Annotated in this window: 16 protein-coding genes and 1 pseudogene; 5 read left to right on the top strand and 12 right to left on the bottom strand. The window is 64.7% G+C overall.

From position 1 onward, the window contains the following. On the top strand, positions 1-1785 hold the full coding sequence (locus SFA35_RS16375; RefSeq protein WP_320571590.1) for a GMC family oxidoreductase: 1785 nt from the start codon (positions 1-3) through the stop codon (positions 1783-1785). Between the two features lie 12 nt (positions 1786-1797). Further along, entirely contained in the window at positions 1798-3105 is a 1308-nt protein-coding gene (locus SFA35_RS16380; protein WP_320571591.1) for a cytochrome c, read from the top strand. Positions 3106-4517: 1412 nt separating this feature from the next. Here the strand turns inward: SFA35_RS16380 and SFA35_RS16385 are convergent. Both SFA35_RS16385 and SFA35_RS16390 read right to left on the bottom strand, forming a co-directional pair. Then, entirely contained in the window at positions 4518-6863 is a 2346-nt protein-coding gene (locus SFA35_RS16385; RefSeq protein WP_320571592.1) for a DNA polymerase II, read from the bottom strand. Positions 6864-6924: 61 nt separating this feature from the next. Next, a complete protein-coding gene (locus tag SFA35_RS16390; protein ID WP_320571593.1) occupies positions 6925-7773 on the bottom strand; it encodes an urea carboxylase-associated family protein in 849 nt (282 codons plus the stop codon). Positions 7774-7985: 212 nt separating this feature from the next. Between SFA35_RS16390 and SFA35_RS16395 the strand changes: the two genes are divergently transcribed. After that, positions 7986-9065: an alkene reductase gene (locus SFA35_RS16395; RefSeq protein WP_320571594.1), complete on the top strand. Its 1080-nt coding sequence runs from the start codon at positions 7986-7988 to the stop codon at positions 9063-9065. On the opposite strand, the gene bla is transcribed toward SFA35_RS16395, so the two are convergent. The 10 genes and pseudogenes from bla to SFA35_RS16445 form a co-directional block, all read right to left on the bottom strand. Beyond that, complete coding sequence (gene bla / locus SFA35_RS16400) at positions 9066-9944, bottom strand: class A beta-lactamase (protein ID WP_320571595.1); 879 nt, start codon at positions 9942-9944, stop codon at positions 9066-9068. It lies immediately after the preceding gene. 96 nt (positions 9945-10040) lie between these two features. Continuing rightward, positions 10041-10778, bottom strand: coding sequence for a substrate-binding periplasmic protein (locus SFA35_RS16405; protein ID WP_320571596.1), 738 nt, complete (start codon positions 10776-10778; stop codon positions 10041-10043). A gap of 38 nt (positions 10779-10816) precedes the next feature. Then, complete coding sequence (locus SFA35_RS16410; protein WP_320571597.1) at positions 10817-11077, bottom strand: DUF1652 domain-containing protein; 261 nt, start codon at positions 11075-11077, stop codon at positions 10817-10819. 705 nt (positions 11078-11782) lie between these two features. Beyond that, a pseudogene (locus tag SFA35_RS16415) lies at positions 11783-12903 on the bottom strand (IS481 family transposase). A 631-nt stretch (positions 12904-13534) separates the two neighbouring features. Then, positions 13535-14683: a sensor histidine kinase gene (locus SFA35_RS16420; RefSeq protein WP_320571598.1), complete on the bottom strand. Its 1149-nt coding sequence runs from the start codon at positions 14681-14683 to the stop codon at positions 13535-13537. 59 nt (positions 14684-14742) lie between these two features. Next, the gene (locus tag SFA35_RS16425; RefSeq protein ID WP_320571599.1) at positions 14743-17307 is read right to left on the bottom strand and encodes an ATP-binding protein; all 2565 of its coding nucleotides are present in this window, start codon (positions 17305-17307) and stop codon (positions 14743-14745) included. 111 nt (positions 17308-17418) lie between these two features. Next, positions 17419-18342 (bottom strand): DNA-3-methyladenine glycosylase family protein, encoded by a 924-nt coding sequence (locus SFA35_RS16430; protein ID WP_320571600.1) that lies wholly within the window; start codon positions 18340-18342, stop codon positions 17419-17421. Next, positions 18339-18875, bottom strand: coding sequence for a methylated-DNA--[protein]-cysteine S-methyltransferase (locus tag SFA35_RS16435; RefSeq protein WP_320571601.1), 537 nt, complete (start codon positions 18873-18875; stop codon positions 18339-18341). The genes SFA35_RS16430 and SFA35_RS16435 overlap by 4 nt, the downstream gene beginning before the upstream one ends. 911 nt (positions 18876-19786) lie before the next feature. Beyond that, positions 19787-20458: a response regulator transcription factor gene (locus SFA35_RS16440; RefSeq protein ID WP_320571602.1), complete on the bottom strand. Its 672-nt coding sequence runs from the start codon at positions 20456-20458 to the stop codon at positions 19787-19789. Further along, positions 20439-23834, bottom strand: a complete 3396-nt coding sequence (locus tag SFA35_RS16445; RefSeq protein ID WP_320571603.1) for an ATP-binding protein — start codon at positions 23832-23834, stop codon at positions 20439-20441. Before SFA35_RS16445 ends, SFA35_RS16440 begins: the two co-directional genes overlap by 20 nt. A 245-nt stretch (positions 23835-24079) precedes the next feature. Between SFA35_RS16445 and urtA the strand changes: the two genes are divergently transcribed. Together urtA and urtB are read left to right on the top strand one after the other, a co-directional pair. Further along, a complete protein-coding gene (gene urtA, locus SFA35_RS16450) occupies positions 24080-25279 on the top strand; it encodes an urea ABC transporter substrate-binding protein (RefSeq protein WP_414058549.1) in 1200 nt (399 codons plus the stop codon). 122 nt (positions 25280-25401) lie between these two features. After that, complete coding sequence (urtB, locus tag SFA35_RS16455; protein WP_320571605.1) at positions 25402-26319, top strand: urea ABC transporter permease subunit UrtB; 918 nt, start codon at positions 25402-25404, stop codon at positions 26317-26319. The last annotated feature ends 5 nt before the right edge of the window (positions 26320-26324 follow it).

The raw sequence follows: 26324 nt of genomic DNA on the forward strand, positions 1-26324 counted from the left end.
ATGGCAACCGTAATGAAGAAGGTCGACGCGGTGATCATCGGCTTCGGCTGGACCGGCGCAATCATGGCCAAGGAGCTGACCGAGGCCGGCCTCGACGTGGTCGCACTGGAGCGCGGGCCGATGCAGGACACCTACCCGGACGGCAACTACCCGCAGGTCATCGACGAGCTGACCTACAGCGTGCGCAAGAAGCTCTTCGTCGATGTCTCCAAGGAGACCGTGACCATCCGCCACAGCGTCAACGACGTTGCCCTGCCCAACCGCCAACTGGGCGCCTTCCTGCCCGGCAAAGGGGTTGGCGGTGCAGGCCTGCACTGGTCCGGCGTGCACTTTCGGGTCGACCCGATCGAGTTGCGCATGCGCAGCCATTATGAAGAACGCTACGGCAAGCACTTCATCCCCAAGGACATGACCATCCAGGACTTCGGCGTCAGTTACGAGGAGCTGGAACCCTACTTCGACTTCGCTGAAAAAGTCTTCGGCACCTCCGGCCAGGCGTGGACGGTGAAGGGTCAACTGGTCGGCCAGGGCAAGGGCGGCAACCCCTACGCGCCGGACCGTTCCAACCCTTTCCCGCTGGTGTCGCAGAAGAACACCGTGTCGGCGCAGCTGTTCCAGAAGGCCGCCGCCTCGCTCGGCTACAAGCCGTACAACCTGCCTTCTGCGAACACCTCCGGGCCGTACACCAATCCGTACGGGGCACAGATGGGCCCGTGCAACTTCTGCGGCTTCTGCAGCGGATACGTCTGCTACATGTATTCCAAGGCCTCGCCGAACGTGAACATCCTGCCGGCGCTGCGCCAGGTACCGAACTTCGAGCTGCGCGCCAACAGCCACGTGCTGCGGGTCAACCTCAGCGCCGACCGCAAACTGGCCACCGGGGTTACCTACATCGACGCCCAGGGCCGCGAGGTCGAACAACCGGCGGACCTGGTGATTGTCGCCGCGTTCCAGTTCAACAACGTGCGCCTGATGCTGCTCTCCGGCATCGGCAAGCCCTATGACCCGATCAGCGGCGAAGGGGTGATCGGCAAGAACTTCGCCTACCAGAACATGGCCACCATCAAGGCCTTCTTCGACAAGGACACCCACACCAACAACTTCATCGGTGCTGGCGGCAACGGCGTGGCCATCGACGATTTCAACGCCGACAACTTCGACCACGGTCCTCACGGCTTCGTCGGCGGCTCGCCGATGTGGGTCAACCAGGCCGGCTCGCGGCCCATCGCCGGCGCCTCGACCCCGCCGGGCACCCCGGCCTGGGGTAGCGCCTGGAAGAAAGCCACCGCCGACTACTTCACCCACCAGGTATCGATGGACGCCCACGGCGCGCACCAGTCCTACCGCGGCAACTATCTGGACCTGGACCCGACCTACAAGGATGCCTGGGGCCAGCCGCTGCTGCGCATGACTTTCGACTGGCAGGAAAACGACATCAAGATGAACCAGTTCATGGCCGCCAAGCTGACCGAGGTGGCCAAGTCCATGAACCCCAAGGCCATCGCCCAGCTGGGCAAGAAGGTCGGCGAGCACTTCAACACCGCCAACTACCAGACCACCCACCTCAATGGCGGCGTGATCATGGGCACCGACCCGAGGACCAGCGCACTGAACCGCTACCTGCAGAGCTGGGACGTGCACAACGTGTTCGTTCCCGGTGCCTCGGCGTTCCCCCAGGGCCTGGGCTACAACCCCACCGGGTTGGTGGCGGCCTTGACCTACTGGTCGGCGCGGGCGATCCGCGAGCAGTACCTGAAAAACCCCGGCCCACTGGTGCAGGTTTAAGGAGCCCAGACGATGACTAAATTTTTGATCGCCGCGCTCAGCCTGTCTTTCAGCCTGCCCCTGCTGGCCGCCGAGAGCTGGGACCCATTGGTCAAGCAAGGCGAATACCTGGCCCGCGCTGGCGACTGCGTGGCCTGCCACACCGCCAAGGGCGGCCAGCCGTTCGCCGGTGGCCTGGGCATGCAGACGCCGATCGGCACGGTGTACTCCACCAACATCACCCCGGACAAGAGCGGCATCGGCGACTACAGCTTCGAAGACTTCGACAACGCCGTGCGCCATGGCATCGGCAAGGACGGCAGCAGCCTCTACCCGGCCATGCCCTACCCGTCCTATGCCACGGTCAGCGACCCCGACATGCAGGCGTTGTACGCCTATTTCATGCATGGCGTGCAGCCAGTCGCGCAACCGAACAAGGCCAGCGACATCCCCTGGCCGCTGAGCATGCGCTGGCCGCTGGCGGCCTGGCGGCTGATGTTCGCGCCCAAGGTGCTGGCCTTCCAGGCACCGGCGCAGCAGGACCCGGTGGTCAGCCGCGGCGCCTATCTGGTCGAAGGCCTCGGCCACTGTGGCGCCTGCCACACGCCGCGGGCGATCACCATGCAGGAAAAAGCCATGAACCCGGCCGACGGCGCCGCGTTCCTCTCCGGCAGCGCGCCACTGGAAGGCTGGATCGCCAAGAGCCTGCGCGGCGACCACCAGGATGGCCTCGGCAGCTGGAGCGAAGCGCAGCTGGTGCAGTTTCTCAAGACCGGGCGCAGTGACCGCAGCGCAGTGTTCGGCGGCATGAGCGACGTGGTCGAGCACAGCATGCAGTACATGAGCGACGCCGACCTCACCGCCATCGCCCGCTACCTCAAGACCCTGCCGGCCAGCCGCCAGGACGACGCTGCACAGACACCCGACCCGGCCGTGGCCCAGGCGTTGTACAAGGGCGACGACAGCAAGCCAGGGGCCTCGGTGTACATCGACAACTGCGCCGCCTGCCACCGCACCGACGGCCAGGGCTATACCCGGGTGTTCCCGGCGCTGGCCGGCAACCCGGTGCTGCAAGGCAAGGATGCGACTTCGCTGATCCACATCGTGCTCGACGGCGATAGCCTGCCGGCCACGCACACGGCGCCGTCGAGCTTCACCATGCCGGCCTTCGCCTGGCGCCTGTCCGATCAGCAGGTGGCCGATGTGGTGAGCTTCATCCGCAGCAGTTGGGGCAACCAGGGCGCCGCCGTGACCGCTGCCGAAGTGGCCAAATTGCGCAGCAGTGACAAGACCAGCACCTCGAGCGATGACCTCGGACAAGTGACCGAGCATCGCCGGTAGAGCTCGCCAGCTGCGCCGGCTCCTACGCCGCCCTGGGGTGCGCTCCATTTTGGCGTAGGAGCCGGCGAAGCTGGCGAGGGCCGCGCGGGCGGCCGGTGGTGGTCGTGATTGAATTTCAGGACAGACGTGGGAGGGGCAAAGCCCCGAGAGGCCGCCAGGCCGGTTTGATCTTCGGGCGCCCGGCGAAATGTCCAATATGGCCACCACCGGCCGCCCGCGCGGCCTATCGCGGGCTTCGCGCGCTCCCACATCTGTTTCGATTTATATGCATTCAGTGGCATCACCGCGACCGCCTTCGCTGTTCGACGACAGACCGCCATGCACCAAGGCGGTCCTGTAGGAGCCGACGAAGCTGGCGAGGACGGCAACGCATTTCCTGTCAAGCCATAAATCAAACCGGCCTGCGGCCTCTCGGGGGCTTTGCCCCCTCCCACACCATCTGCAGTCGCTCACACGGTTGGCGTAGCCGGCGAAGCTGGCGAGCGATACGACTGGGGCGGGGTGACGGGCACAAATCGGCTTAGCTGCGCCGCCCTGGGGTGCGCTCCATTTTGGCGTAGGAGCCGGCGAAGCTGGCGAGGGCCGCGACGCATTTCCCCGCCAAGCCACAAATCAAACCGGCCTGCGGCCTCTCGGGGGCTTTGCCCCCTCCCACACCATCTGCCGTCGCTCACACGGTCGGCGTAGCCGGCGAAGCTGGCGAGCGATACGACTGGGGCGGGGTGACGGGCACAAATCGGGTTAGCTGCGCCGCCCTGGGGTGCGCTCCATTTTGGCGTAGGAGCCGGCGAAGCTGGCGAGGGCCGCGACGCATTTCCCCGCCAAGCCACAAATCAAACCGGCCTGCGGCCTCTCGGGGGCTTTGCCCCCTCCCACACCATCTGCAGTCGCTCACACGGTCGGCGTAGCCGGCGAAGCTGGCGAGCGATACGACTGGGGCGGGGTGACGGGCACAAATCGGGTTAGCTGCGCCGCCCTGGGGTGCGCTCCATTTTGGCGTAGGAGCCGGCGAAGCTGGCGAGGGCCGCGACGCATTTCCCCGCCAAGCCACAAATCAAACCGGCCTGCGGCCTCTCGGGGGCTTTGCCCCCTCCCACACCATCTGCAGTCGCTCACACGGTCGGGCGTAGGAGCCGGCGAAGCTGGCGAGGGCCGCGACGCATTTCCCCGCCAAGCCACAAATCAAACCGGCCTGCGGCCTCTCGGGGGCTTTGCCCCCTCCCACACCATCTGCAGTCGCTCACACGGTCGGCGTAGGAGCCGGCGCAGCTGGCGAGGGCCGCGACGCATTTCCCCGCCAAGCCACAAATCAAACCGGCCTGCGGCCTCTCGGGGGCTTTGCCCCCTCCCACACCATCTGCTGTCGCTCACACGGTCGGCGTAGGAGCCGGCCCTGGGGTGCGCCACCTTTGTCAGAACAACCCCATCTGCCCGCCGATCAACCGCTCGAAATCGTCCTGCACGAACGGCAGGATGCCGTCCGCCACCGGCTGCAATTGCTTGCCGATGTAATGGTCGTAGTCGATCGGCGCACTGAGGTTCTCCAGCGGCTGCGGGCCGGCGATGGTGATCAGGTAGCTGATCCAGCCACCGCTCTGGTATTGCCGCGGCCGGCCTTGCTGGTCGTTGTAGTCATCGGCCAGGCGCGCAGCGCGCACATGCGGCGGGACGTTGCGTTCATAGTCGTCAAGCCGCCTGCGCAGGCGCTTGCGGTACACCAGCGCGGCATCCAGCTCGCCGGCCAGGGTGGCGCGCACGGTTTCGCGCACGTAGTCCTGGTACGGTTGGCGGCTGAAGATGCGCTGGTACAACTGCTGCTGGAAATCGCGGGCCAGCGGTGACCAGTCTGAGCGCACGCTCTCCAGCCCTTTGTAGACCATCTGCTCGCTGCCATCGGCGCGCTGCACCAGCCCGGCGTAGCGCTTCTTGCTGCCCTCCTCGGCGCCGCGGATGGTCGGCATGAGAAAGCGCTTGAAGTGCGTCTCGTACTGCAACTCCAGGGCGCTGGCCAGGCCGTATTGCTGCTGCAGGTGCTCGGCCCACCAGGCATTGATGTGCGCCACCAGCTCCAGGCCGATCACCTGCGCCTCGTTCTGGTCATGGGCGCGGCCAAGCCAGACGAAGGTCGAGTCGGTGTCGCCGTAGATCACCTGGTAGCCACGCACCTCGATCAACTGGCGGGTACGCGCCATGATCTCGTGGCCGCGCAGGGTGATGGACGAGGCCAGCCGCGGGTCGAAGAAACGGCAGCCGCTGGAGCCGAGCACGCCGTAAAAAGCGTTCATGATGATCTTCAGCGCCTGCGACAGAGGCTTGTTGCCGGTGCGCTTGGCGTGCTCGCGGCCTTCCCAGACCTGCTCGACGATCCCCGGCAGGCAGTGGCGCGTGCGCGAAAACCGCGCGCCGCGAAAACCGGCCACGGAGTGGGCGTCATCCGGCTCGCGCAGGCCTTCGACCAGGCCCACCGGGTCGATCAGGAAGCTGCGGATGATCGACGGGTACAGGCTCTTGTAGTCGAGCACCAGCACCGACTCGTACAGGCCCGGCTGCGAGTCCATGACGAAGCCGCCGGGGCTGGCTTCGGGCGGGCGCTCGCCGAGATTTGGCGCGACGAACCCCTGGCGGTGCATCAGCGGCATGTAGCGGTGGCTGAAGGCGGCGACCGAGCCGCCGCTACGATCAGCCGCCAGGCCGGTGACCGTCGCCCGCTCGAGGAGGAAGGTGAGCAGTTCGGTCTTCTCGAAGATCCGCGTCACAAGCTCGCAGTCCTTGAGGTTGTAGCGCGCCAGCGCCGGTTTGTCCTCTGCGAACATGCGGTTGATCGAGGCCATGCGCTGGTACGGGTCGTCGATGTCCTTGCCTTCGCCGAGCAGGGTCTGTGCGACGTTTTCCAGGCTGAACGAGGGAAAGCTCCAGGTCGCCGAGCGCAGCGCCTCGATACCGTCGATGATCAGCCGGCCGGCCGCGCCGGCAAAATAATGCTTGCCCTTGACTGCCGTCTCGCGCCATTCCATGGTCGCCCCGCCACGCCCCAGGCGCAGCGGCACGCCGAGGCGCTGGGCGTGCTCGTGCAGCACGCGCAGGTCGAACTGCACGACGTTCCAGCCGATGATCGCGTCGGGGTCGTGGCGCTCAAGCCACTGGTTGAGGCGCTCGAGCAACTGGGTGCGGTCGGTGCAGTATTCGAGGTCGAAATCGACCTTGGCGGCGGCGTTGTTCGGCGGCCCGAGCATGTACACCTGGCGCTGGCCACAGCCGTGCAGGCCGATGCAATAGAGCTCGCCGCGCTCGGTGGTCTCGATGTCCAGCGACGCCAGGCGCAGGTTCGGTCGGTAGTCAGGCGCAGGCTTGAGCTGAGCGTTGTCATCGCTGCCGGCGAACGACACCGGCGCGGTAATGAAGCGCTCCATCAGGTAGCGCTCGTGCGGACGAATATCGCCTTCGTAGACGTCGACCCCGCCTTGCTTGAGGCGCGGCAACAGGTTCAGCAACTGGCGCTGCTGCGGGCAATACAGGCCCAGCACCGGACGATGACGGAAGTCGCACAGCTGCAGCGCTTTCAACTCGACGCCGCGCTCGCCCTTGAGCACGGCCTCGGCGCGGTCGCGCTGGGCGGCGGGGATGAACGCCACCGAGGTCTGCCCCGGCACCCGCAGTAGCCTGGGGCCCTCATCGGTCGCCAGCCAGAACGACAATTCGGTGCCTGCGGCGCGATCCTCCCAGTGCCGGGTCAGGATGAAACCCTGTGCTAACGCCACACGCAATTCCTGGTGCAATGATGAGCGGCGATTCTACCGGTTGCGGCTCATCGCCTGCGCGTCATTTCCACACCGGCTCGACGATCTGCAGGCCGTGCTGGCCTTTATAGGCCGCACGCTCGGGTGGGCTCCAACCTTCCAGCAGGGCCGGCTGCAGCGCATAGATCTCGACGCCGAGCGGACGGCATACGCTCAGCGGATCCTCGGCGTCCGGGCCCCACATCGGCAGGGACAGGTCGCCGCCTGGGCAGGTCGACAGCGCACACAGCAGATCGATTTCGGCAAAAAACTCCAGGTAGTCGCCCTGCTGCGCCGGGCAGGCCTTCATGAAGTACATGTCGTCGTGGTTGAGGCCGGTACACTGGAAGATGTTCAGCACATCGTGCACGTCGAACTCGGTGAGGCCGTAGGGCAGCACGGCGCGAGTCAGGTTGGAGTGGCAGTGGTGGTGAAAGTCTTCGCCGGTGAGCATGCGGTTGACGTAGGGGTCGCAGCGGGTGCCGAGCAGGTCGTGCAGGCGCCCGCCGTGCTCGTCGATGCCGTAGCCCGCCAGGCTGTCGTCGGTGATGGTCACCAGCGGGCGCAGGAACGGCAGGTTCGACCACAGGCGGTCATGGGTGCTGACGTGTGCGCCCTGCAATTGGCGGGTGCGGGCTGCCCACAGGCGCTCGCGTGGATCGTCGGCGTTCCATACGTTGAAGTCGCCGACCTGCGGCCCGACCGGGGTGGTCACCCGGAACACGTGGCCGGCCGGGACCTTCCAGGCGCGACCGGTGCGGATCGGCACCTCGAACTGTTCGATAAGGGTACGGCCCTCCTTCTGCTCGCGGATACGCTCGTAGAAAGCAGTGTCGACCTGCAACGCCGAGCCTTTGCTGACCTGGTAGGCCGCAGGATAGTCCTTGTACATGGGAAGCCTCGTCACCCGGAAAAAGACCAATCTAGGCACGCCCGCCCAAGGTGACAAGAGCGCCTGTCGCAATCAGGCATGCGCACCGCGTTGCCGAGCCGGCCCGACGGGAACCTGCGTGCCCGGGCAAGGGTCGCAGTCTCTAGGCACGTTCAAGCCCCCCGACTCAGCCCCGGCCAGCTCCCTGGCCCAACGCCCAAAGGAATCACCGCATGCCCACGCTCTTCGCCCCCATGATCATCGGCAGCCTGACCCTGCCCAACCGTATCCTGATGGCCCCGCTGACTCGCGGCCGCGCGACCCGCGAGCACGTCCCCACCGACCTGATGATCGAGTACTACACCCAGCGCGCCAGCGCCGGCCTGATCATCACCGAAGCCACCGGCATCAGCCAGGAAGGCCTCGGCTGGCCCTATGCGCCGGGCATCTGGAACGACGAACAGGTGGCCGGCTGGAAGCGCATCACCGAGTCCGTGCATGCCGCCGGGGGGCGCATCGACCTGCAGCTGTGGCACATGGGCCGCATCGTGCACCCCAGCTTCATCGGTGGAGCGACCCCGGTGTCGTCGTCGGCCACCACCGCGCCGGGCGCTGCGCACACCTACGAGGGCAAGCAGAACTACGTGGAAGCACGCCCGCTGACCCTGGAAGAAATCCCCCGCCTGCTCAGCGACTACGAGCAAGCCGCCAGGAACGCCATGGCCGCAGGTTTCGACGGGGTGCAGATTCACGCCGCCAACGGCTACCTGATCGATCAGTTCCTGCGCGACAACAGCAACTTTCGCCAGGACCAGTACGGCGGCTCGGTGGAAAACCGTATCCGCCTGCTGACCGAGATCACCCAGCGCGTGGCCGACACCGTCGGGGCGCACAAGGTCGGCGTGCGCATGTCGCCCAATGGCGACTCCCAGGGCGTCAACGACAGCGACCCGGAAACCCTGTTCGCCGCTGCCGCTGCGGCCCTGGACAAGATCGGCATCGCCTACATCGAGCTGCGCGAACCGGGCTTTGACGGCACCTTCGGCAAGGCCGATCGCCCGCCGGTGCATCCGGTGGTGCGCAAGGCGTTCAAGGGCGCCCTGTTCCTCAACTCCGACTACACCCAGGAAAAAGCGCAGATCGCCCTGGACGGCAACGAGGCCGACGGCATCGCCTTCGGTCGGCCGTTCCTCGCCAACCCTGACCTGCCGCACCGCTTTGCCGAAGGCTTGCCATTGAACAAGGACGTCATGCAGACCTGGTACAGCCAAGGCCCTGAGGGCTACGTGGATTACCCGTTCGCCGACGAATGATCAGCGCCACGCGGCAACGATGACGCGCATCGCCTCGGCGATTACCGCTTCGTTGGCGGGCGCATCCTGCGCCGGCTGGGTGGTGTAGATCGCGACCAGCCAAGGCGCGCCATCGGGCGGCGTCACCACAGCGATGTCGCTCGCTGCCGCATAGTCACCAGTGCCGGTCTTGTCGGCGACCTTCCAGCCGACCGGCACGCCAGCGGCGATGCGCCTGGCGCCCGTGGTATTGCCCGCCAGCCACGCGAGCAGCTGCTCGCGCTGCGCCGCCCCAAGGCCGTCGCCCAAGGTCAGACTTTGCAACAGTCGCGCCATCGCCACGGGACTGCTGGTATCACGTGGGTCGCCGGGAATGGCGCTGTTGAGCTCGGTCTCGATGCGGTCCAGGCGAAACGTCGTGTCGCCCCGAGCACGGGCAAAACGAGTCAACCCAGCCGGCCCGTCAACCAGACGCAATAGCAGGTTGGCGGCGGTGTTGTCACTGTATTGAATAGTTGCGGCGCACAACTCGGCAACGGTCATGCCCGTGGCCAGGTGCTGCTCGGTGATGGGCGAATAGCGAACCATGTCCGCCTGGGTATAGAAAATACGCCGTCCGAGCAGATCCGCCTGCGACTCGCTGCGCGCAAGGATCGCGGCGCCGAGCACGGCCTTGAAAGTGCTGGCGAACGCGAAACGCTCGTCTGCGCGATAGCCCAGCGTGGCGCCGGTGGCGGTGTCGATGGCGTACACGCCGAGGCGTCCGTGCAGTTGCCGTTCAAGGGCCGCGAAGCGTTCTTCGACGCCAGACGACGCGGCCCCAGCGTCAGGCACTGCGAGCAACAAGGGCAGGACGGCAACGAAACCGAGCAGATAGCGGCGCAGCGAGTGCGAAGGCATGGGCAAGAATTCCAAGGGTCAGGTGGCCAACCTTACCCTATCATTCGGACCTGCCCCTCCAGGATAAAGATACAAGATGTGAAATGCCAAACGCCGCTACATCCAGCGCGCGACGATTCCTGCATACACGCCGTTGTCCTGGATCGCCTGAAAAGCCTGGCGCAAGCGCTCTACGGTTGCCGGTGCGGTGTTCATGCTGCACGCCAGGTAGAGGCCGTCCTTCAAGGCCAGCTCGTCCAGCGGCAAGGACGGCACCAGCACTGTGCTGGGATCGCTCGCCGCACGCGCCAGGTAGTGGGCATTGAGATCATTGGAGACCCAGAGGTCGACGTGGCCGAGTTTCAACTTCTCGTAGTTGGACTCGTACTTGTTGCTCGACTGCAGATTCTTGCCGACTTCGAAACCTTTGGAGATCAGGTACTGCTCGGCGACGTCGTCCTTGACCGTGCCGATCTGGTATTGGCGCGCTTCTTCCAGATTGTTCAGATGAATCGGGCGCGCCGCCACCGAGTACAACGACAGGCGGCTGGGGGCGATGCCGCCGACCCATTGGAACAGCGTTTCGCGTTCCGGCGTGCGGGCAATGGAATAGATGAGTATGTTTTCGCCGTGCAAAGCGATGTCATAGGCGCGAGCCCAAGGCATCGACTTGATGTTGCCGGCCAGCCCGGCTTCCTTGAGGATGGCCTCGACCACCTCGGTGCTCATTCCGGTCATCTGCCCCTGGCGAACCATGTTGTACGGGGGCAATTCCTCGGTAACGATCTGCAACGGCTCCTGCGCCAGGGCAATACCGGCCAGCAGGGCCAGCGACAACAGCAATATTCGCGGCATGGCGCAGTTTCCTGATCGATCGGCAAGCCAGCGTGATTTTATCTGCGGTATCGCCGCCGATCCTGCACGATACCCGGTTTGAGGCGCAATTCTTCCTTGATTTCCGCGACCAGGGCGGCCAAGGCTCGGCTGGAGGTAAGCTTGGCCATGACGATGCCCTTGACGGTCAGGTCGATCTCGGCGGTGCGTGGATTGATCAGTTGAACGGTCAACGTGCCTTCCGGCTCGATGATGCATTGGCATTTGGTCGGTAGAAAGGCAGTTTCCAGCGCATGGCGCAGTTCCAATTGTGAAAGCATAAATCCACCCTGGCGTGACGTCTGAACGCGGTGCTAGCACGCGCATTTTTATCAATCCCAGCGTAGACCATGGGGGAGGAAACGGCCTGTGGAATGGGGAATTTCATCGGTGATAGAGCTCTTCCCTGCCCTGCATGGCTCCTGATCTGCTTTTGACCTGGCTTTTGATCTGGCTTTTGACCTGGCCTTTGACCTGGCTTTTGATCTGGCTTTTGATCTTGATCTTGATCTTGATCTTGATCTTGATCTTGATCTTGATCTTGATCTTGATCTTGATCTACCGCGACTTCAGCAGGCCGAACGGAACAGCGCGGGAGTGGTGGCGCGAGGCAGGAGCCGAGCGAGCGCCGCGCGGCCAGGGACGGCCGCTCGGCGCGTACGCCACGGAGCGATGTGGAGTGAGGGAACCCGGAGCGCAGCGTAGGGCCAATGAACGGAGCGGAGGCCTTTTGGTTACTTTTGGGTGGTCCGGCATTCCGGCTTTCCAAAAGTGACTCGCCGTAAGGGCGAAAGGGGCCTTGAGGCGCGTTGGAGATGCTGGATAAGCTCCAATATCGCAGTAGCGACCCTGTGATTTTTAAGCTAATCCATTTGCTGGGGTGGTGCTAAATCACCTTTTCGCCCTTACGGCGACTCACTTTTGGAAAGGCCTGTACGGACCGGACACATCGTGGACACATGTGCGGAGACATGGTTGACGCATTATCAAGTGTAGTCGGGCTGGTCGATATCGATTGTCCGCAGCAGGTGATGACAGAAATACACGTCAAACATGCTCTCACCCCTCACGCTGGGGCGTATGGCCACATGCTTGCCCAGCAACCCTTTGGCGATGCTGAAGTAACGCTTCCTGAATCGGAATCGGCTGCTATAAACCTTCGCCAGGACGTCGTCTTGCCCGTACTCGAATTCCGCTAAAACCTTCGGATATGCCCAAGGGCTGGTTCGATACCGCTGCATGGGGACTTTGTTTTCCAACGCCTGATGCGGCCGCTGAAGGTTATAAACATCGCGCCAGCGATCAAATGCCGATTGCGCTTCCTTGAACGTCGAGAACAGGTGCCCATCCAATACTTCCACCTTGAACGAGCGGTGAAATCGCTCGATCTTGCCGTTGGTTTGAGGATGATATGGGCGACTGAAACTGATGCGAATTCCCAGTTGAATCAACCAGATACTTAATTCTGTTATCTCTCCGGGATTTCGCGGCGAGCCCTTGGCGCACCGTTATCGACGTTGATTCGAGCTGGCAGACCATAACGTTCGAACACCTCGATCATCTTCTCTTTCACGGTGGGTCCTCGCTCGTTGTCGCAAGCTTGAATGGCTAGGTTGAAACGAGAATGATCATCCAGCATGGTCAATGGATGGCACCGACCTTGTTGCGTTGCAAAGTGCCCTTTGAAGTCCATCTGCCAAAGATCATTCGGCGCATCGTGCTCGAAGCGCAGTTTGGCTTCGTGTTCCTTCGCAGCAGGCTCGATCAGTCCATGGCGATGCAGGACGCTGGTTACAGTGCTGGGGGCGATCTGTTTGTTCAGGACATTGCTGATGGTGCGTCCACCCCAGGCGGGATGTGCTTTGCGCAGAGCGATCACTTGAGCTTGCAGTTGGGTATCGGTCAGCTTCGGGCTGGTCGCGGGCTTGCGAGACCTCTCCTCAAGTCCTGCCTGGCCTAGCGCTTCGTAGCGCCCTAGCCATTTATAGGCCGTCTGCGGACTGATCCCAAATCGTCGACACAGCTCTCTTTTATTACTGCCGGGTAGCCGCGCCAAGGCTATGAACTCTTCTTTCAGACTCATGGCATCTCTCGTGTTCCAGGTCATGGTGGGATTCCGGCGAAGTGGCTCGCTGGAAGTGTCCACCATGTCCCCGCACACCCGTCAACCATGTGTCCGGTCCGTACAGGCCTTTCCAAAAGTGACTCGCCGTAAGGGCGAAAGGGGCCTTGAGGCGCGTTGGAGATGCTGGATAAGCTCCAATATCGCAGTAGCGACCCTGTGATTTTTAAGCTAATCCATTTGCTGGGGTGGTGCTAAATCACCTTTTCGCCCTTACGGCGACTCACTTTTGGAAAGGCCCAAAAGTAAGCAAAAGGCCTCCGCTCCGTTCATTGGCCCTACGTTACGCTACGCTCCACTCCGGGTTCCCTCCTTACGCATCGCTCCGTGGCGTACGCGCCGAGCGGCCGTCCCTGGCCGCGCGGCGCTCGCTCGGCTCCTGCCTCGCGCCACCACTCCCGCGCTGCTTCAGTCGGCCTGCTGAAGTCGCGGCAGATCAAGATCAAGATCAAGATCAAGATCAAAAGCCAAAGCCAAAGCCAAAGCCAAAGCCAAAGCCAAAGCCAAAGCCAAAGCCAAAGCCAAAGCCACATCTACAGCAAAGCAGATCTCAAGCAGATCTCAAGCAGATCACGGTCTATGTGGGACGGGGCGGAGGCCCCGGGTGAATGATGGCTCACGCCATCGCATCCGCCGCCAGCAACTGGCTCTTCACCGCAAACGACACCCGACACTCCACCCCCGGTCGCAAATTCACGAACACCACTTCGGCGCCAATCTGCCGCGCCAGCGACGTGATGATACGCATCCCCAGCGAGCGGCTCTGCTTCTGCTCGAAGCCTTGCGGCAGGCCCAACCCCTCGTCGGCGATGGTCAGCGTTGCGAGGCCGCCCTCCTCGTCCAGACGCACCTGGATCAAACCAGGGGCCTGATTCGGATAGGCGTACTTGAGCGAGTTGGTCACCAACTCGTTGACCATCAGCGCCAGCGGAATGGCCTTGTCCAGTGGCAACATGATCGATGCCAGGCTGACGTTGAAGGAAATGTTCGACCCCGCAGTGGCTTCCACGCCACGCACCACTTCCAGCAGATAGTCCGCGGTGTCCACGGCGTCGACCTGGTCGGCACGATAAAGTTTGTCGTGGACCGCGGCGATGCTCATGATCCGCCGTGAAGTGTCGACCAGTGCAGCGCGCGCCGTAGCGTCGTCGATCTGGCGGATCTGCAACTCGATCAGGTTGATGATCAGTTGCAGGTTGTTCTTGGTGCGGTGGTTGACTTCCTTGAGCAGCATCTCCTGCTGTTCAAGCAGCCGGGTCTTCTGCTTCAGCGACTTGCGCAGCTCCATTTGCGCCATCACCTGGTTGGCCAGGGTGCGCAGGGCCTGCTGCTGGTCGTCGGTCAACGTCCGTGGTTCACGACCGAGCACGCACAGGGTGCCGATGCCGTAGCCGTCCGGCGTCTGCAGCAGGCAGCCGGCATAGAAACGCAGGCCGTCGTCGGCGGTCACCAGCGGGTTGTGGCACATGCGCTGGTCTTCGCGCAGATCCGGGATCACCGTGAGACCGGGCTGCATCAGTACGTGTCGGCAGATCGACAGGTCCAATGGCGTTTCACGGATACCCAGGCCGACTTCAGCCTTGAACCATTGGCGGTGAGTCTCGATGAGGTTGATCACCGAGATCGGCGTGCCGCAGATTTTCGCCGCCAGTAGCACCAGATCGTCGAACGCCGCCTCGCGGGGAGTATCGACGATGTCGTAGCTGTACAGCGCGGCCAGGCGGTTGCCTGGATCGCCGTCAGAGAGCTGGGCTGTTGCTTGCATGTGTCACGATCCGCATCGAATTACTAGGTAAATGGGCTTGTCGCCATGTTGCATCCGGATCATCCGTCCGTCTCGATCAGGTTCTTGATTCTCACCGCCAGGCCCTCGATCGAAAACGGCTTGGTCATGATGTGCATGTTGGGCGCCAGGTCGCCGTTGCCGAGCACCGCTTTTTCCGCGTAGCCGGTAATGAACAGCACTTTCAGATCAGGCCGCCGCACCCGTGCCAGGTCGGCCATCTGTCGCCCGTTCATGTTGCCCGGCAGGCCGACGTCGGAAACCAGCAGGTCGATGCGCACATCGGATTCCAGGATCTGCAGCCCTGAAGGACCGTCCGCCGCCTCGATGGCGTGGTAGCCCAGTTCTTCGAGAATCTCGCGCACCAGCAGGCGCACGGTTGGCTCATCGTCGACCACCAGCACCGTTTCGCCGTCCACTGCCCGCGGCATTTCGGCCAGTCGCATGGGTTCGTCCTGCACCTGCTCGCCCAGGTAACGCGGCAGGTGCAGGCAGATGGTCGACCCCATGCCGACCTCCGAATAGATCTTCGCCTGGCCGCCGGACTGGCGAATGAAGCCATAGATCATCGACAGTCCAAGGCCGGTACCCATGCCGATCGGCTTGGTGGTGTAGAACGGCTCGAACGCGCGCTCGGCCACTTCCGGGCTCATGCCTGTCCCGGTGTCGGACACGCACAGCGACACATAGTTGCCGGGCGGCAGGTCGAAAGCTGCAGCAGCCCGTTCATCGAGCGCACGATTGGCGGTTTCAACCGTCAGCCGGCCGCCATCGGGCATCGCATCGCGGGCGTTGATACACAGGTTGAGCAAGGCATTTTCCAGCTGGTTGGCGTCAACATTGGCCGGCCACACCTGATTGTCGGTGATCATCTCGGTGTGTACGCCAGGGCCCATGGTGCGCACGATCAACTCTTGCATGCCGGCGACCAGCTGGTTGAGATCGGTCGGCTTGGGGTCGAGGGTCTGGCGCCTGGAAAACGCCAGCAGCCGGTGGGTCAGCGCCGCGGCGCGCCGCGAGGCACCGTGCGCCGCCGAGATATAGCGGTCGAGTTCGCCGAAGCGGCCCTGGCGAATGCGGCTCTGCATCATTTCCAGGCTGCCGGAGATGCCCGTCAGCAGGTTGTTGAAATCATGAGCGATGCCACCGGTGAGTTGCCCTACCGCTTCCATCTTCTGGGACTGGCGCAATTGCTCTTCGGAACGCAGCAGTTCCTCGGTGCGCTCCTGCACGGTGCGCTCGAGGGCCACATTAAGGGCGCGCAGATCGCTTTCAGCGCGCCGCCGCGCGATCGCGGCGCGGGTGCGCTCGGCGACATCGCGGACAAACCTTGATTCGGCCTCGGTCCACACATGCGCCTGCGCCTGCAACACGCACAAGGCCGCCACCGGCACGCCCGACTCGACCAGCGCCACGCTGAGCAGCGCCTGCACGCCGCTGGCCGTCCAGGCCGCGGTGCGCGGGTCGTCACGCACGTCACTGATCGCCAGCGCATGGCCCAGCGGCAAGCCTGCCAGCAGCGCCGGGTAATCGACAGCATCGGCGCTGCGCAGCTGAAATTGGCCTACAACCTGAGTGCTACCGCTCTGCTCCACCGCCACATAGCAGGCACCGCTGACGCCGAGGGTCTGGCCGATCAACCGGGTAGCTGCCGCCGCCACTTCTTCCGGCACCTGCAGGTCACGCAAGGTGTCGCCGAATTCCAGCAAGGCCTGGCGCCGCTTGCTGGCACCGTAGGCCTCGGTGACGTCGCGAAAGATGATGACGAAGCGCTCTTGGTCCAGCGGATGCACGCGCCCTTCGTACCAGCGCCCAAGGTTGCCGACCTGGTGATTGAACGCAGCGGCCTTCTGATTAGCCACTGCCTGGGCCGGCTCGGCGATCCAGAACTCTTCGATGCCCGGGAACAACTGGCGCACGCTCTTGCCCTTGACCTGGCCGGGGTCTATTCCGACCTTCAGCCCCCAGGCCGGGTTGACGTCCAGATAGCGCCAGTCCCGGGCAACGCCGTCGGGATCGCGAATCAGCTCGCCGAGGATGAAACCGTCGTCGAGCTTCTCGAACAGTCCGCGCCAATATTCCTCGCTCTCGCGCAACGCCAATTCGGCGTTGCGTTGGGCGCTGATGTCGTTGAACAGCACCGCCACCAGACCGGCCTCCTCGTCCACGGCGGTGCAATGCACTTCATACCAGCGGTTCATGGCCTCGGCGCGGTCTTCGAAGCGCAGGCTCTTGCCGGTTCGCGCCACCTCGCCGTACACGTCGAACCAGTGCTGCTCGTGCTCCGGAACCATCTCGCGTATCCAGCGGCCTTCAGCGCCGACCAGGCCGGTGTGGGTCTCGAACGCCCGGTTGGTCTCGATGAACTGGTAGTCGCAGGCGCGCCCCGCATCGTCGAACTTCATGCGGATGATGCAGAAGCCTTCATCGATGGTGTCGAGCAGGCGCTGGTATTGCCGGCGGCTGGAGAGCAGTGCGGAGCGCTCGAAGGGGCGCTGGCGCAACTGCTCTTCGGCGGCCGCCAGCCGCGTGGAGAGGCGCAGGATTTCCGCCTCGAGGCGTTCGGTGTTCTGTCTGGCCGAATTGTCAGTACCCAAGGTGCTCATGCAACGTCCCGTCTGCGCTGGTCGTGGAACACGTTCAGGCGTGTCATCTGGATCGGAACCTGCAATGTCGCGGGAGTTCGAGTCAATCGCCGCCGGGCGTGTCGACCTCGGCTAACCGCCTCGGGCCGCCCCCGCGGCGTCGGCGATTTCGTTCCACAGGTGCATGGCCGCATAGGCCCGCCAGGGCCGCCAGGCTTCGCTGTGCTTGAGCTGCTGGGCGTGCTTGAGCAACTCCGGCTGGCGCCGGGCGATGGCCTGCATCAGCACCAGGTCGGTGCCCGGCCAGGCGTCGGCGTCGCGCCAGGCGCGCATGGCGGTGTACTCCACGGTCCAGGGGCCGATGCCCGGCAGCGCCAGCAGTTGCCGGCGCAGAGTGGGCAGGTCGGGGGTCGCGGCGTCGATGTCGACGACGCCATCGGCCACCGCCTGGGCAAAGCCTTGCAGGGCGGCAACGCGCTTGCCCGGCATGCCGATCCGGTCCAGGTTGGCGCCGGCCAGCGCCTCGGGGGTGGGGAACAGCCACGGCGCATCGGCCAGCAGCGGGCCTTGCGCCGGAGTGCCGGCGCGTTGCACCAGACGGCCGACGATGGTGGTGGCGGCCTTGACGCTGACCTGTTGGCCGACAATGGTCCGTACCACCAGCTCGAAACCGGACCAGGCGCCCGGAACGCGCAGCCCGGGGGCCTGGGCGATCAACTGGCCCAGCCAGGGGTCGCTGGCGAAGCACTGCTGAATCAACGCCGGCTCGGTCGCCAGGTCGAACAGGCTGGCCAGCTTGCCGCTCACCGCATCGGCCTGGCGGCTGACTTCGCCGTGCAAGGTTGCGATCAGGCAATGCCGCGCAGGGTCCTGGCGCACGCTCAGCAAGCCTTCGCTGCCTTGCCAGCGCAGAGTGCGATGGTAGACGCCGTCCACCACGCTTTCGACGCCGGCGGTCGAGCGCCCGCCGAAAAAGCGCAGCATGCGTTGCCAGTCCAGAGGGGGTGGATAGAACAGCTCCAGTTCGGCGACGGCCTGACCGCTGATGATCTTCATGGCAGGCCTGCTGCGAATTCGAAGCTGCCCTGCACAGTGCCCTGCCCGCGCTCGACGCCCAGCAGCAGCGCCTTGGCCGCCAGCCCGCCGGCAAACCCGGTGAGCTCGCCGCTGGCGCCGATCACCCGATGACAAGGCGCGACGATGGAGATCGGGTTACGCCCATTGGCGGCGCCCACGGCGCGCACCGCCGTCGGGTGGCCGATCTGACGGGCGATCTGGGCGTAGGTGCGGGTCTCGCCGAACGGGATGGTCAACAGTGCCTGCCAGACCTTGCGCTGAAACTCGGTGCCGTTGAATGCCAGCGGCAGCGCGAAACGCTTGCGCTGCCCTGCGAAGTATTCAGCCAATTGCCGCTCGGCGGCCTCGATCGCCAGGCTTGCTGGCGAACCTCCCGGTGCTGGAGTCAAGACACCAAGGCGAACCCGGTTGGGCCGCTCGACTTGCCAGAGAATCGCCACCAGGCTACTGCCTTGGGCTACCAGGGTGAGCTGGCCGACTGGCGAGTCGATGATTTTGTATTCAGTGGTCACGCCACATCTCCCGTTCGGCCCGACAGCCTCAGGGCCCAAGCGTACGGGCGGGATGGGCGGGAGTTCAAGCCCGCAATAGGCCCCGCGGGCCGGTGTGGTCTTCCTGGCGCTGGCGAGATGTCCAATATGGCCACCACCGGCGGTGACTGGATCTCAAGACCGGCCTTGTGGCCTCTCGGGGTCTGCGACCCCTCCCACATTGGATCTGCGGCCGTGGGAGGGGGCACAGCCCCCGAGAGGCCGCCAGGCCGGTGTGATCTTCCTGGCGCCTGGCGAAATGGCCAATATGGCCACCACCGGCGGTGACTGGATCTCAAGACCGGCCTTGCGGCCTCTCGGGGTCTGCGACCACTCCCACATTGGATCTGCGGCCGTGGGAGGGGGCAGAGCCCCCGAGAGGCCGCAAGGCCGGTTTGATCTTCCTGGCGCCTGGCGAAATGGCCAATATGGCCACCACCGGCGGTGACTGGATCTCAAGACCGGCCTTGCGGCCTCTCGGGGTCTGCGACCCCTCCCACATTGGATCTGCGGCCGTGGGAGGGGGCAGAGCCCCCAGAGAGGCCGCCAGGCCGGTGTGATCTTCCTGGCGCCTGGCGAAATGGCCAATATGGCCATCACCGGCGGTGACTGGATCTCAAGACCGGCCTTGCGGCCTCTCGGGGTCTGCGACCCCTCCCACATTGGATCTGCGGCCGTGGGAGGGGGCAGAGCACCCGAGAGGCCGCAAGGCCGGTTTGATCTTCCTGGCGCCTGGCGAGATGTCCAATATGGCCACCACCGGCGGTGACTGGATCTCAAGACCGGCCTTGTGGCCTCTCGGGGTCTGCGACCCCTCCCACATTGGATCTGCGGCCGTGGGAGGGGGCAGAGCCCCCGAGAGGCCGCCAGGCCGGTTTGCTCGTCCACCCACCTCAAACCCTCGCCACCATCGAGATCACCACCGAGGTCGCTGCCGCGCGGGTTTCCACCCCCAGCTTGACGAAAATGTGCTCCAGATGCTTGTTCACCGTGCGCGGGCTAAGGCCGAGGATGTCGCTGACGTCCTTGTTGGTCTTGCCGCAGGTGACCCAGCGCAGCACCTCGACCTCGCGGCTGGTCAGGCGAAAATGTGCGCAGAGGCGTTCCTGGGCGACCGGGTCGTCCAGCGACAGGCTGGAGGTGCGGCGTTCGCGGGCAGCCTGGAGGATCTGCGCGGTGCGCAGGTGCGAGGCGACGCGGGCCAGCACTTCGCGACACTCGATGGGCTTGGTCACGTAGTCGATGGCGCCGGCCTCGAAACCCTGCACCACGTGCTCGGGGTCGGTCAGCGCGGTCATGAACAGCACCGGGATGTCGGCGCTGTCGGGCTGCGCCTTGATCTGCCGGCAGGTCTGGAAGCCGTCCAGCCCGGGCATCATCGCGTCCAGCAGGATCAGGTCCGGGCGCCGCCGGGCGATGCGCGCCAGGGCGCTGTGGCCGTCCATCGCCACCAGGACGCGGTAGCCGGCGTCGTCGAGGGCGTCGGCCAGCAGCGCGAGGTTGTCGGGGGTGTCGTCGACAATCAGGATGACGCCACGGTGGTGGTCAGGAACGGGCAGTCCCATCGAGGGCCTCCTTGATCAGCAGGGTCAATTCGTCGAGGCGAAAGCCCCGGGCGAGCGCGCGCAGCGGCGCCACCCGCACCGCGCAGTGCGGCTGGTGGGCCTCCATGCGGTCAAGCTTGGCCTGGATACCCTTCATGTAGCCTTCGGCGCAGAGCTCTTCGAGCTCGCGCAGGTCGGCTTCGAGCAAAGGCTGCCCGGCGCGCATGGGCTGCGCGGGTGCCAGCGGTGCGTGCAGCCACTGCAATTGCAGGTGCTGGCGGATGCGGTCGAGTAATTGCTGCATGTGGATCGGCTTGGCCAGGTAGTCGTCGTGGGCTGGGATGGCATCGTGGGCGCGGTCGTCGGCGAAGGCGTTGGCATTGGCCGAGACGACGATGATCGGCGCCGTGCACGAGGCGTTGCGGCGGATCAGCCGGCTGGTCTCCCAGCCATCCATGCCGGGCATCGACAGGTCCATGAGGATCAGGTCCGGGTGCTGCAACGAGACCTGGCGGATCGCCTCCTGGCCGTTGCTCGCCTCGTCGATGACGAACCCCAGCGGCTCAAGCATGCCGCGCAGCACCCGGCGGTGCTCGATGTGGTCGTCCACCACCAGCACCCGGCGCCGCGCGCCCTGGTACCCCACCAGCGAATGCTCCTCGCGGATGACCGCCTGGGGCACGCGCACCTCGCCGAGAAACAGGCGCACCTGAAAACGCGTGCCGCGCTGCGGCTCGCTGGTCACGGAGATTTCACCGCCCATCAAGGCGGTGAGCATGCGGGTGATGGTCAGGCCCAGGCCCATGCCTTTGTCCTGGCGGTCGATCTCGCCGCGCTCGAAAGGCTGGAAGATGCGCTCCAGCTGGTCTTCGGCAATGCCGATGCCGCTGTCGATGATCTCGAAGGTGGCGGTCTGGCGCCGATAGCTGACGCGCAGGCAGACCTCGCCGGTGTCGGTGAAATTCACCGCATTGCCGAGCAGGTTGATGAGGATCTGGCGCACGCGCTTTTCATCGCCGCGCACCACGTTGGGCAGCTCGCCAATCAATTGCAGGCGAAAGCCCAGGCCCTTGTCGCGGGCGGCGGGGGCGAACAAGCGCTCGAGGTCCTCGATGAAATCCACCAGGGCGATCTCCGACAGTTCCAGGCGCAGCTTGCCGGCTTCGATCTTGGCCACGTCGAGCAGACCGTCGATCAGCGACAGCAGGTGCGAACTGTTGCGCAGAATGGTCGCCAGCGCCTCCTGCTGGCGCGGCGCAGTGCTGGCGTCGCGCTGCAGGATCTGCGTGTAGCCGAGGATGCTGTTGAGCGGCGTGCGCAGCTCGTGGGACAGCCCGGTGACGTAGCGGCTCTTGGCGGCGTTGGCCGCCTCGGAGGCTTCCTTGGCCCGCTGCAGAGCCAGGTCGGTCTGCTCGTGGGCCTCGATCTCCTGCATCAGCAGCGCGGTCTGGCGTTCGGACTCTTCCTGGGCGACGTGGCGGCTTTCGCGGGTCAGCACCACCCACCAGGCCAGCACGGCGGCGAACACGCACAGCGCCAGGAACGCCTTGATGAAGGCCAGGGTCAGGGTCTGCTGGGTCTGCCAGGAGTGCTCGGCGAGGTTGTGCGTGACCTGGGTATACACCAGCGCCAGGGCGCCGGACAGCAGCACGATGAGCACCGCGAAGATGCCCAGGTAGTGCGCCAGGCGCGTATGCAGGTTGCGCGACAGGCCTTTGGGCAGCAGCTGCGCCATCCAGTCCTCGACCTGCATCAACAGCCGTGAGCGCGGCTTGCACTGATCGCCGCAGCGCACTTCCAGCGAGCAGCACAACGAGCAGATCGGCGAGGCATAGGCCGGGCACCAGGCCATGTCCGGACGCTCGAAGGGATTGCTGCACACCCCGCAGCGCAGCGTGCTGTGGGCGCCCTGGGGGTACAGCAGGTGGCTGTCGCTCTGGCGCGCCAGGTAATAGCGCCCGCCGGTGGCCCAGGCGATCAGCGGCGAGACCACCAGTGCAGTGATCAGGGCCAGCAGCGGCGGCGCGGCGTGGGCCAGGCTGCCCAGGTAGCCGAAGTGCGCCAGCAGCGCCACCAGCGACGCCACGCCCATGGCACCGACCCCCACCGGGTTGACGTCGTACAGGTGCGCGCGCTTGAACTCGATGTAGGGCGGCGACAGGCCCAGCGGCTTGTTGATCACCAGGTCCGCCACCAGCGCGCCGATCCAGGCGATGGCGATGTTGGCGTAGAGGCCGAGCACCTCGCCGATGGCGTCGAAGATGCCCATTTCCATCAGCAGCAGCGCGATGCCGACGTTGAACACCAGCCACACCACCCGGCCCGGGTGGCTGTGGGTCATGCGCGCGAAGAAGTTCGACCAGGCCAGGGAGCCGGCGTAGGCGTTGGTCAGGTTGATCTTGACCTGGGAGATCACCACCAGCAGCGCCATGGCCGCCAGGGCCCATTCAGGTGCGGCGAACACGTAGCTGTAGGCCACCAGGTACATCTGCGTCGGTTCCACCGCGCGCGCCACCGGCACCTCGTGCTGCAGCGCCAGAAACGCCAGGAAGGCCCCGGCCATCAGCTTCAAGGCGCCCGGCACTATCCAGCCCGGCCCCGCCAGCAGCAAGGCGGCCCACCAGCGCTTGCGGTTGTGTGCGGTGCGCTCGGGCAGGAAGCGGATGTAGTCGACCTGCTCGCCGATCTGCGTCACCAGTGACAGCACCACGCTCAGCGCTGCACCGAACAGCAGCAGGTCGAAGGTGCCCGCCTCACCGTGGCGCCCGGCGAACGAGGTGAAGTCGGCCAGGGTGCCGGGGCTTTTCCAGATCACGAACGCGTACGGCACCAGCAGCAGGCCCAGCCAGAACGGCTGCGACCACATCTGCAGCCGGCTGATCAAGGTGAAGCCGTAGGCCGCCAGCGGGATGACGATCACCGAGCAGAGCACGTAGCCCCAGGCCAGTGGGATGTGAAAGTACAGCTCCAAGGCCAGGGCCATGATCGCCGCTTCGAGGGCGAAGAACAGAAAGGTAAAGCTGGCATAGATCAGCGAAGTGATGGTCGAGCCGATGTAGCCGAACCCCGCGCCGCGGGTCAGCAGGTCCATGTCGACGCCATAGCGGGCGGCGTAGTAGCTGATCGGCAGGCCGGTGAGCAGGATGATCAGGGCCACGGCGAGCACCGCCCACAAGGTGTTGGTGAAGCCGTAGTCCATCACCAGGGTGCCGCCGATCGCCTCCAGCACAAGGAACGACACCGAGCTCAAGGCGGTGTTGACGATGCGGCCCTCGCTCCAGCGCCGAAAGGACGAGGGCGCATAGCGCAGGGCGTAGTCCTCCATGGTCTCGTCGGCGACCCAGCGGTTGTAGTCGCGGCGGATCTTGGCGATGCGTTGGGTGCCGGGTATGGCCAAGACGGTGCTCCGCAGACGGGGGGAATGGCACTGGGCACATGCAGGGCGCGTGCCCGATGCGAGCGCGATCATCGTCCATTTGCCAGGCGCCCGCGCTCTGTCAAATGACGTATGCCGCTACGTCATGGTGCGTATACCCGGAAAAGTTCCACCGCCGCATCCTTGCGCCACACCAGCACAGGAGCAGCACCATGGACAGCATGATAACGAGGGGTACCCGACGGCCATTCGCCCTGGCACGGGGCATGGCCCGAGGCGTGGCGACCTTGTCGCTGATCGCCGCCGCCGTGTTCAGCCAGGTCACCCTGGCCGCCGACGTCAACACCACGGGCCTGGCCGTCACCGACAGCACGGTCACGGTCGGCCAGTTGCACTCGGCCACCGGCACCATGGCGATTTCCGAAACCGGTTCGATCCAGGCCGAACGCCTGGCCATCGACCAGATCAATGCCTCGGGGGGCATTCTCGGTCGGCAGATCAAGGTGATTCAGGAAGACGGCGCCTCCGACTGGCCAACCTTCGCCGAGAAGGCCCGCAAGCTGCTGGTCAACGACAAGGTCGCCACGGTGTTCGGCTGCTGGACCTCGGCCTCGCGCAAGGCGGTGCTGCCGGTGTTCGAGAAAGAGAACGGGCTGCTCTACTACCCGACCTTCTATGAGGGTCTGGAGCAGTCCAAGAACGTCATCTACACCGGCCAGGAAGCCACCCAGCAGATCCTCGCCAGCCTGGACTGGATCGCCAAGGAGAAAGGCGCCAAGACCTTCTACCTGATCGGCTCGGACTACATCTGGCCGCGCACCTCCATGAAGATCGCCCGCAAGCACATCGAGAACGTGCTGCACGGCACCGTGGTCGGCGAAGACTACTACCCGCTGGGCAACACCCAGTTCGGTTCGCTGATCAACAAGGTCAAGCTGAAGAAACCCGACGTGGTCTTCGCCGCTGTGGTCGGTGGCTCCAACGTGGCCTTCTACAAGCAGCTCAAGGCCGCCGGCGTGACTGCCGACAAGCAGACCCTGCTGACCCTCTCGGTCACCGAGGATGAGCTGCTGGGTATCGGCGGCGAGAACATGGCCGGCTTCTATGCCTCCATGAAGTACTTCCAGTCGCTGGACAACCCGGCCAACAAGGCCTTCGTTGCCGCGTTCAAGGACAAGTACGGCGCCAACTCGGTGATCGGCGACGTGACCCAGGCAGCCTACCTCGGCCCCTGGCTGTGGAAGGCGGCGGTCGAGAAAGCCGGCAGCTTCGACGTCGACAAGGTGGTGGCCGCCTCCCCTGGCATCGAGATGAGCAACGCGCCGGAAGGCTACGTGAAGATCCACGAGAACCATCACCTGTGGAGCAAGGCACGCATCGGCCAGGTGCAGGCCGACGGGCAGTTCAAGGTGGTGCACGAGTCGGACCTGATCGAGCCGAATCCGTTTCCCAAGGGTTATCAGTAGTCGCATCGAAAACCGGCCTGGCGCCTGTGCGGGGCAACGTGCCCGAGCGGCCGCCAGGCCGGCTTGACTCACCCGCGCACTGCGCACCAAGCCCCCCCGGGATGCGGCCAACGGAGAATCTTATGGAATGGCTATCACAATTCGGCGCCATCGCCGCCATGCAGGGCTTCAACGGCCTGTCCGTGTTCTGCGTGCTGCTGCTGATGGCCCTGGGGCTGGCGATCATTTTCGGCCAGATGGGCGTGATCAACATGGCCCACGGTGAATTTCTCACCATCGGCGCCTACACCACCTACGTGATCTCGCACCTGACCACCCTGTATTTCCCGGCGATGCAGCCGTACTACTTTTTCTTCGCCATCGCCCTGTCGTTCCTGGTCGCTGGCGCCGTCGGCTGGCTGGTGGAGTGGGTGATGATCAGCCGCCTCTACCACCGCCCGCTCGACACCCTGCTGGCCACCTGGGGCCTGTCGTTGATGATGCAGCAGACCTTCCGGTCGGTGTTCGGCGCCCGCGAAGTCAGTGCCGAGCCGCCGGAGTGGCTGATGGGCTCGTTCAGCCTCAGCGACGCCATCGACATCCCGCGCAATGGCGTGTTCACCATGGTCCTTACAGTGTTCATGACCGCCCTGATCTTTTTGCTGCTGTACCGCTCGCGTTGGGGCCTGCAGGTGCGCGCCACCATGCAGAACCGGGTGATGAGCCGCGCCGTGGGCATCAACACGAAGAAAGTCGACCGCATGACCTTCGCCCTCGGCTGCGGCGTGGCCGGGGTCGCCGGCGCGGCATTCACCACCATCGGCTCGACCGGGCCCACGGCCGGATCGCTGTACATCGTCGACACCTTTCTGACCGTGGTCTTCGGCGGCGCCGCGAGCCTGTTCGGCACCATCGCCTCGGCCTTCGCCATTGCCCAGACCCAATCGATTTCCGAGTTCTTCATGACCGGCTCCATGGCCAAGGTGCTGACCTTGTCGGCCGTGGTGTTGATCCTGATGGTCCGCCCGCAAGGGTTGTTCGCCAGCAAGTTGCGTAAGTGAGGCCC

Origin of the sequence: Pseudomonas sp. HR96 (genome assembly GCF_034059295.1) — a bacterium.
In the GTDB taxonomy this organism is placed as follows: domain Bacteria; phylum Pseudomonadota; class Gammaproteobacteria; order Pseudomonadales; family Pseudomonadaceae; genus Aquipseudomonas.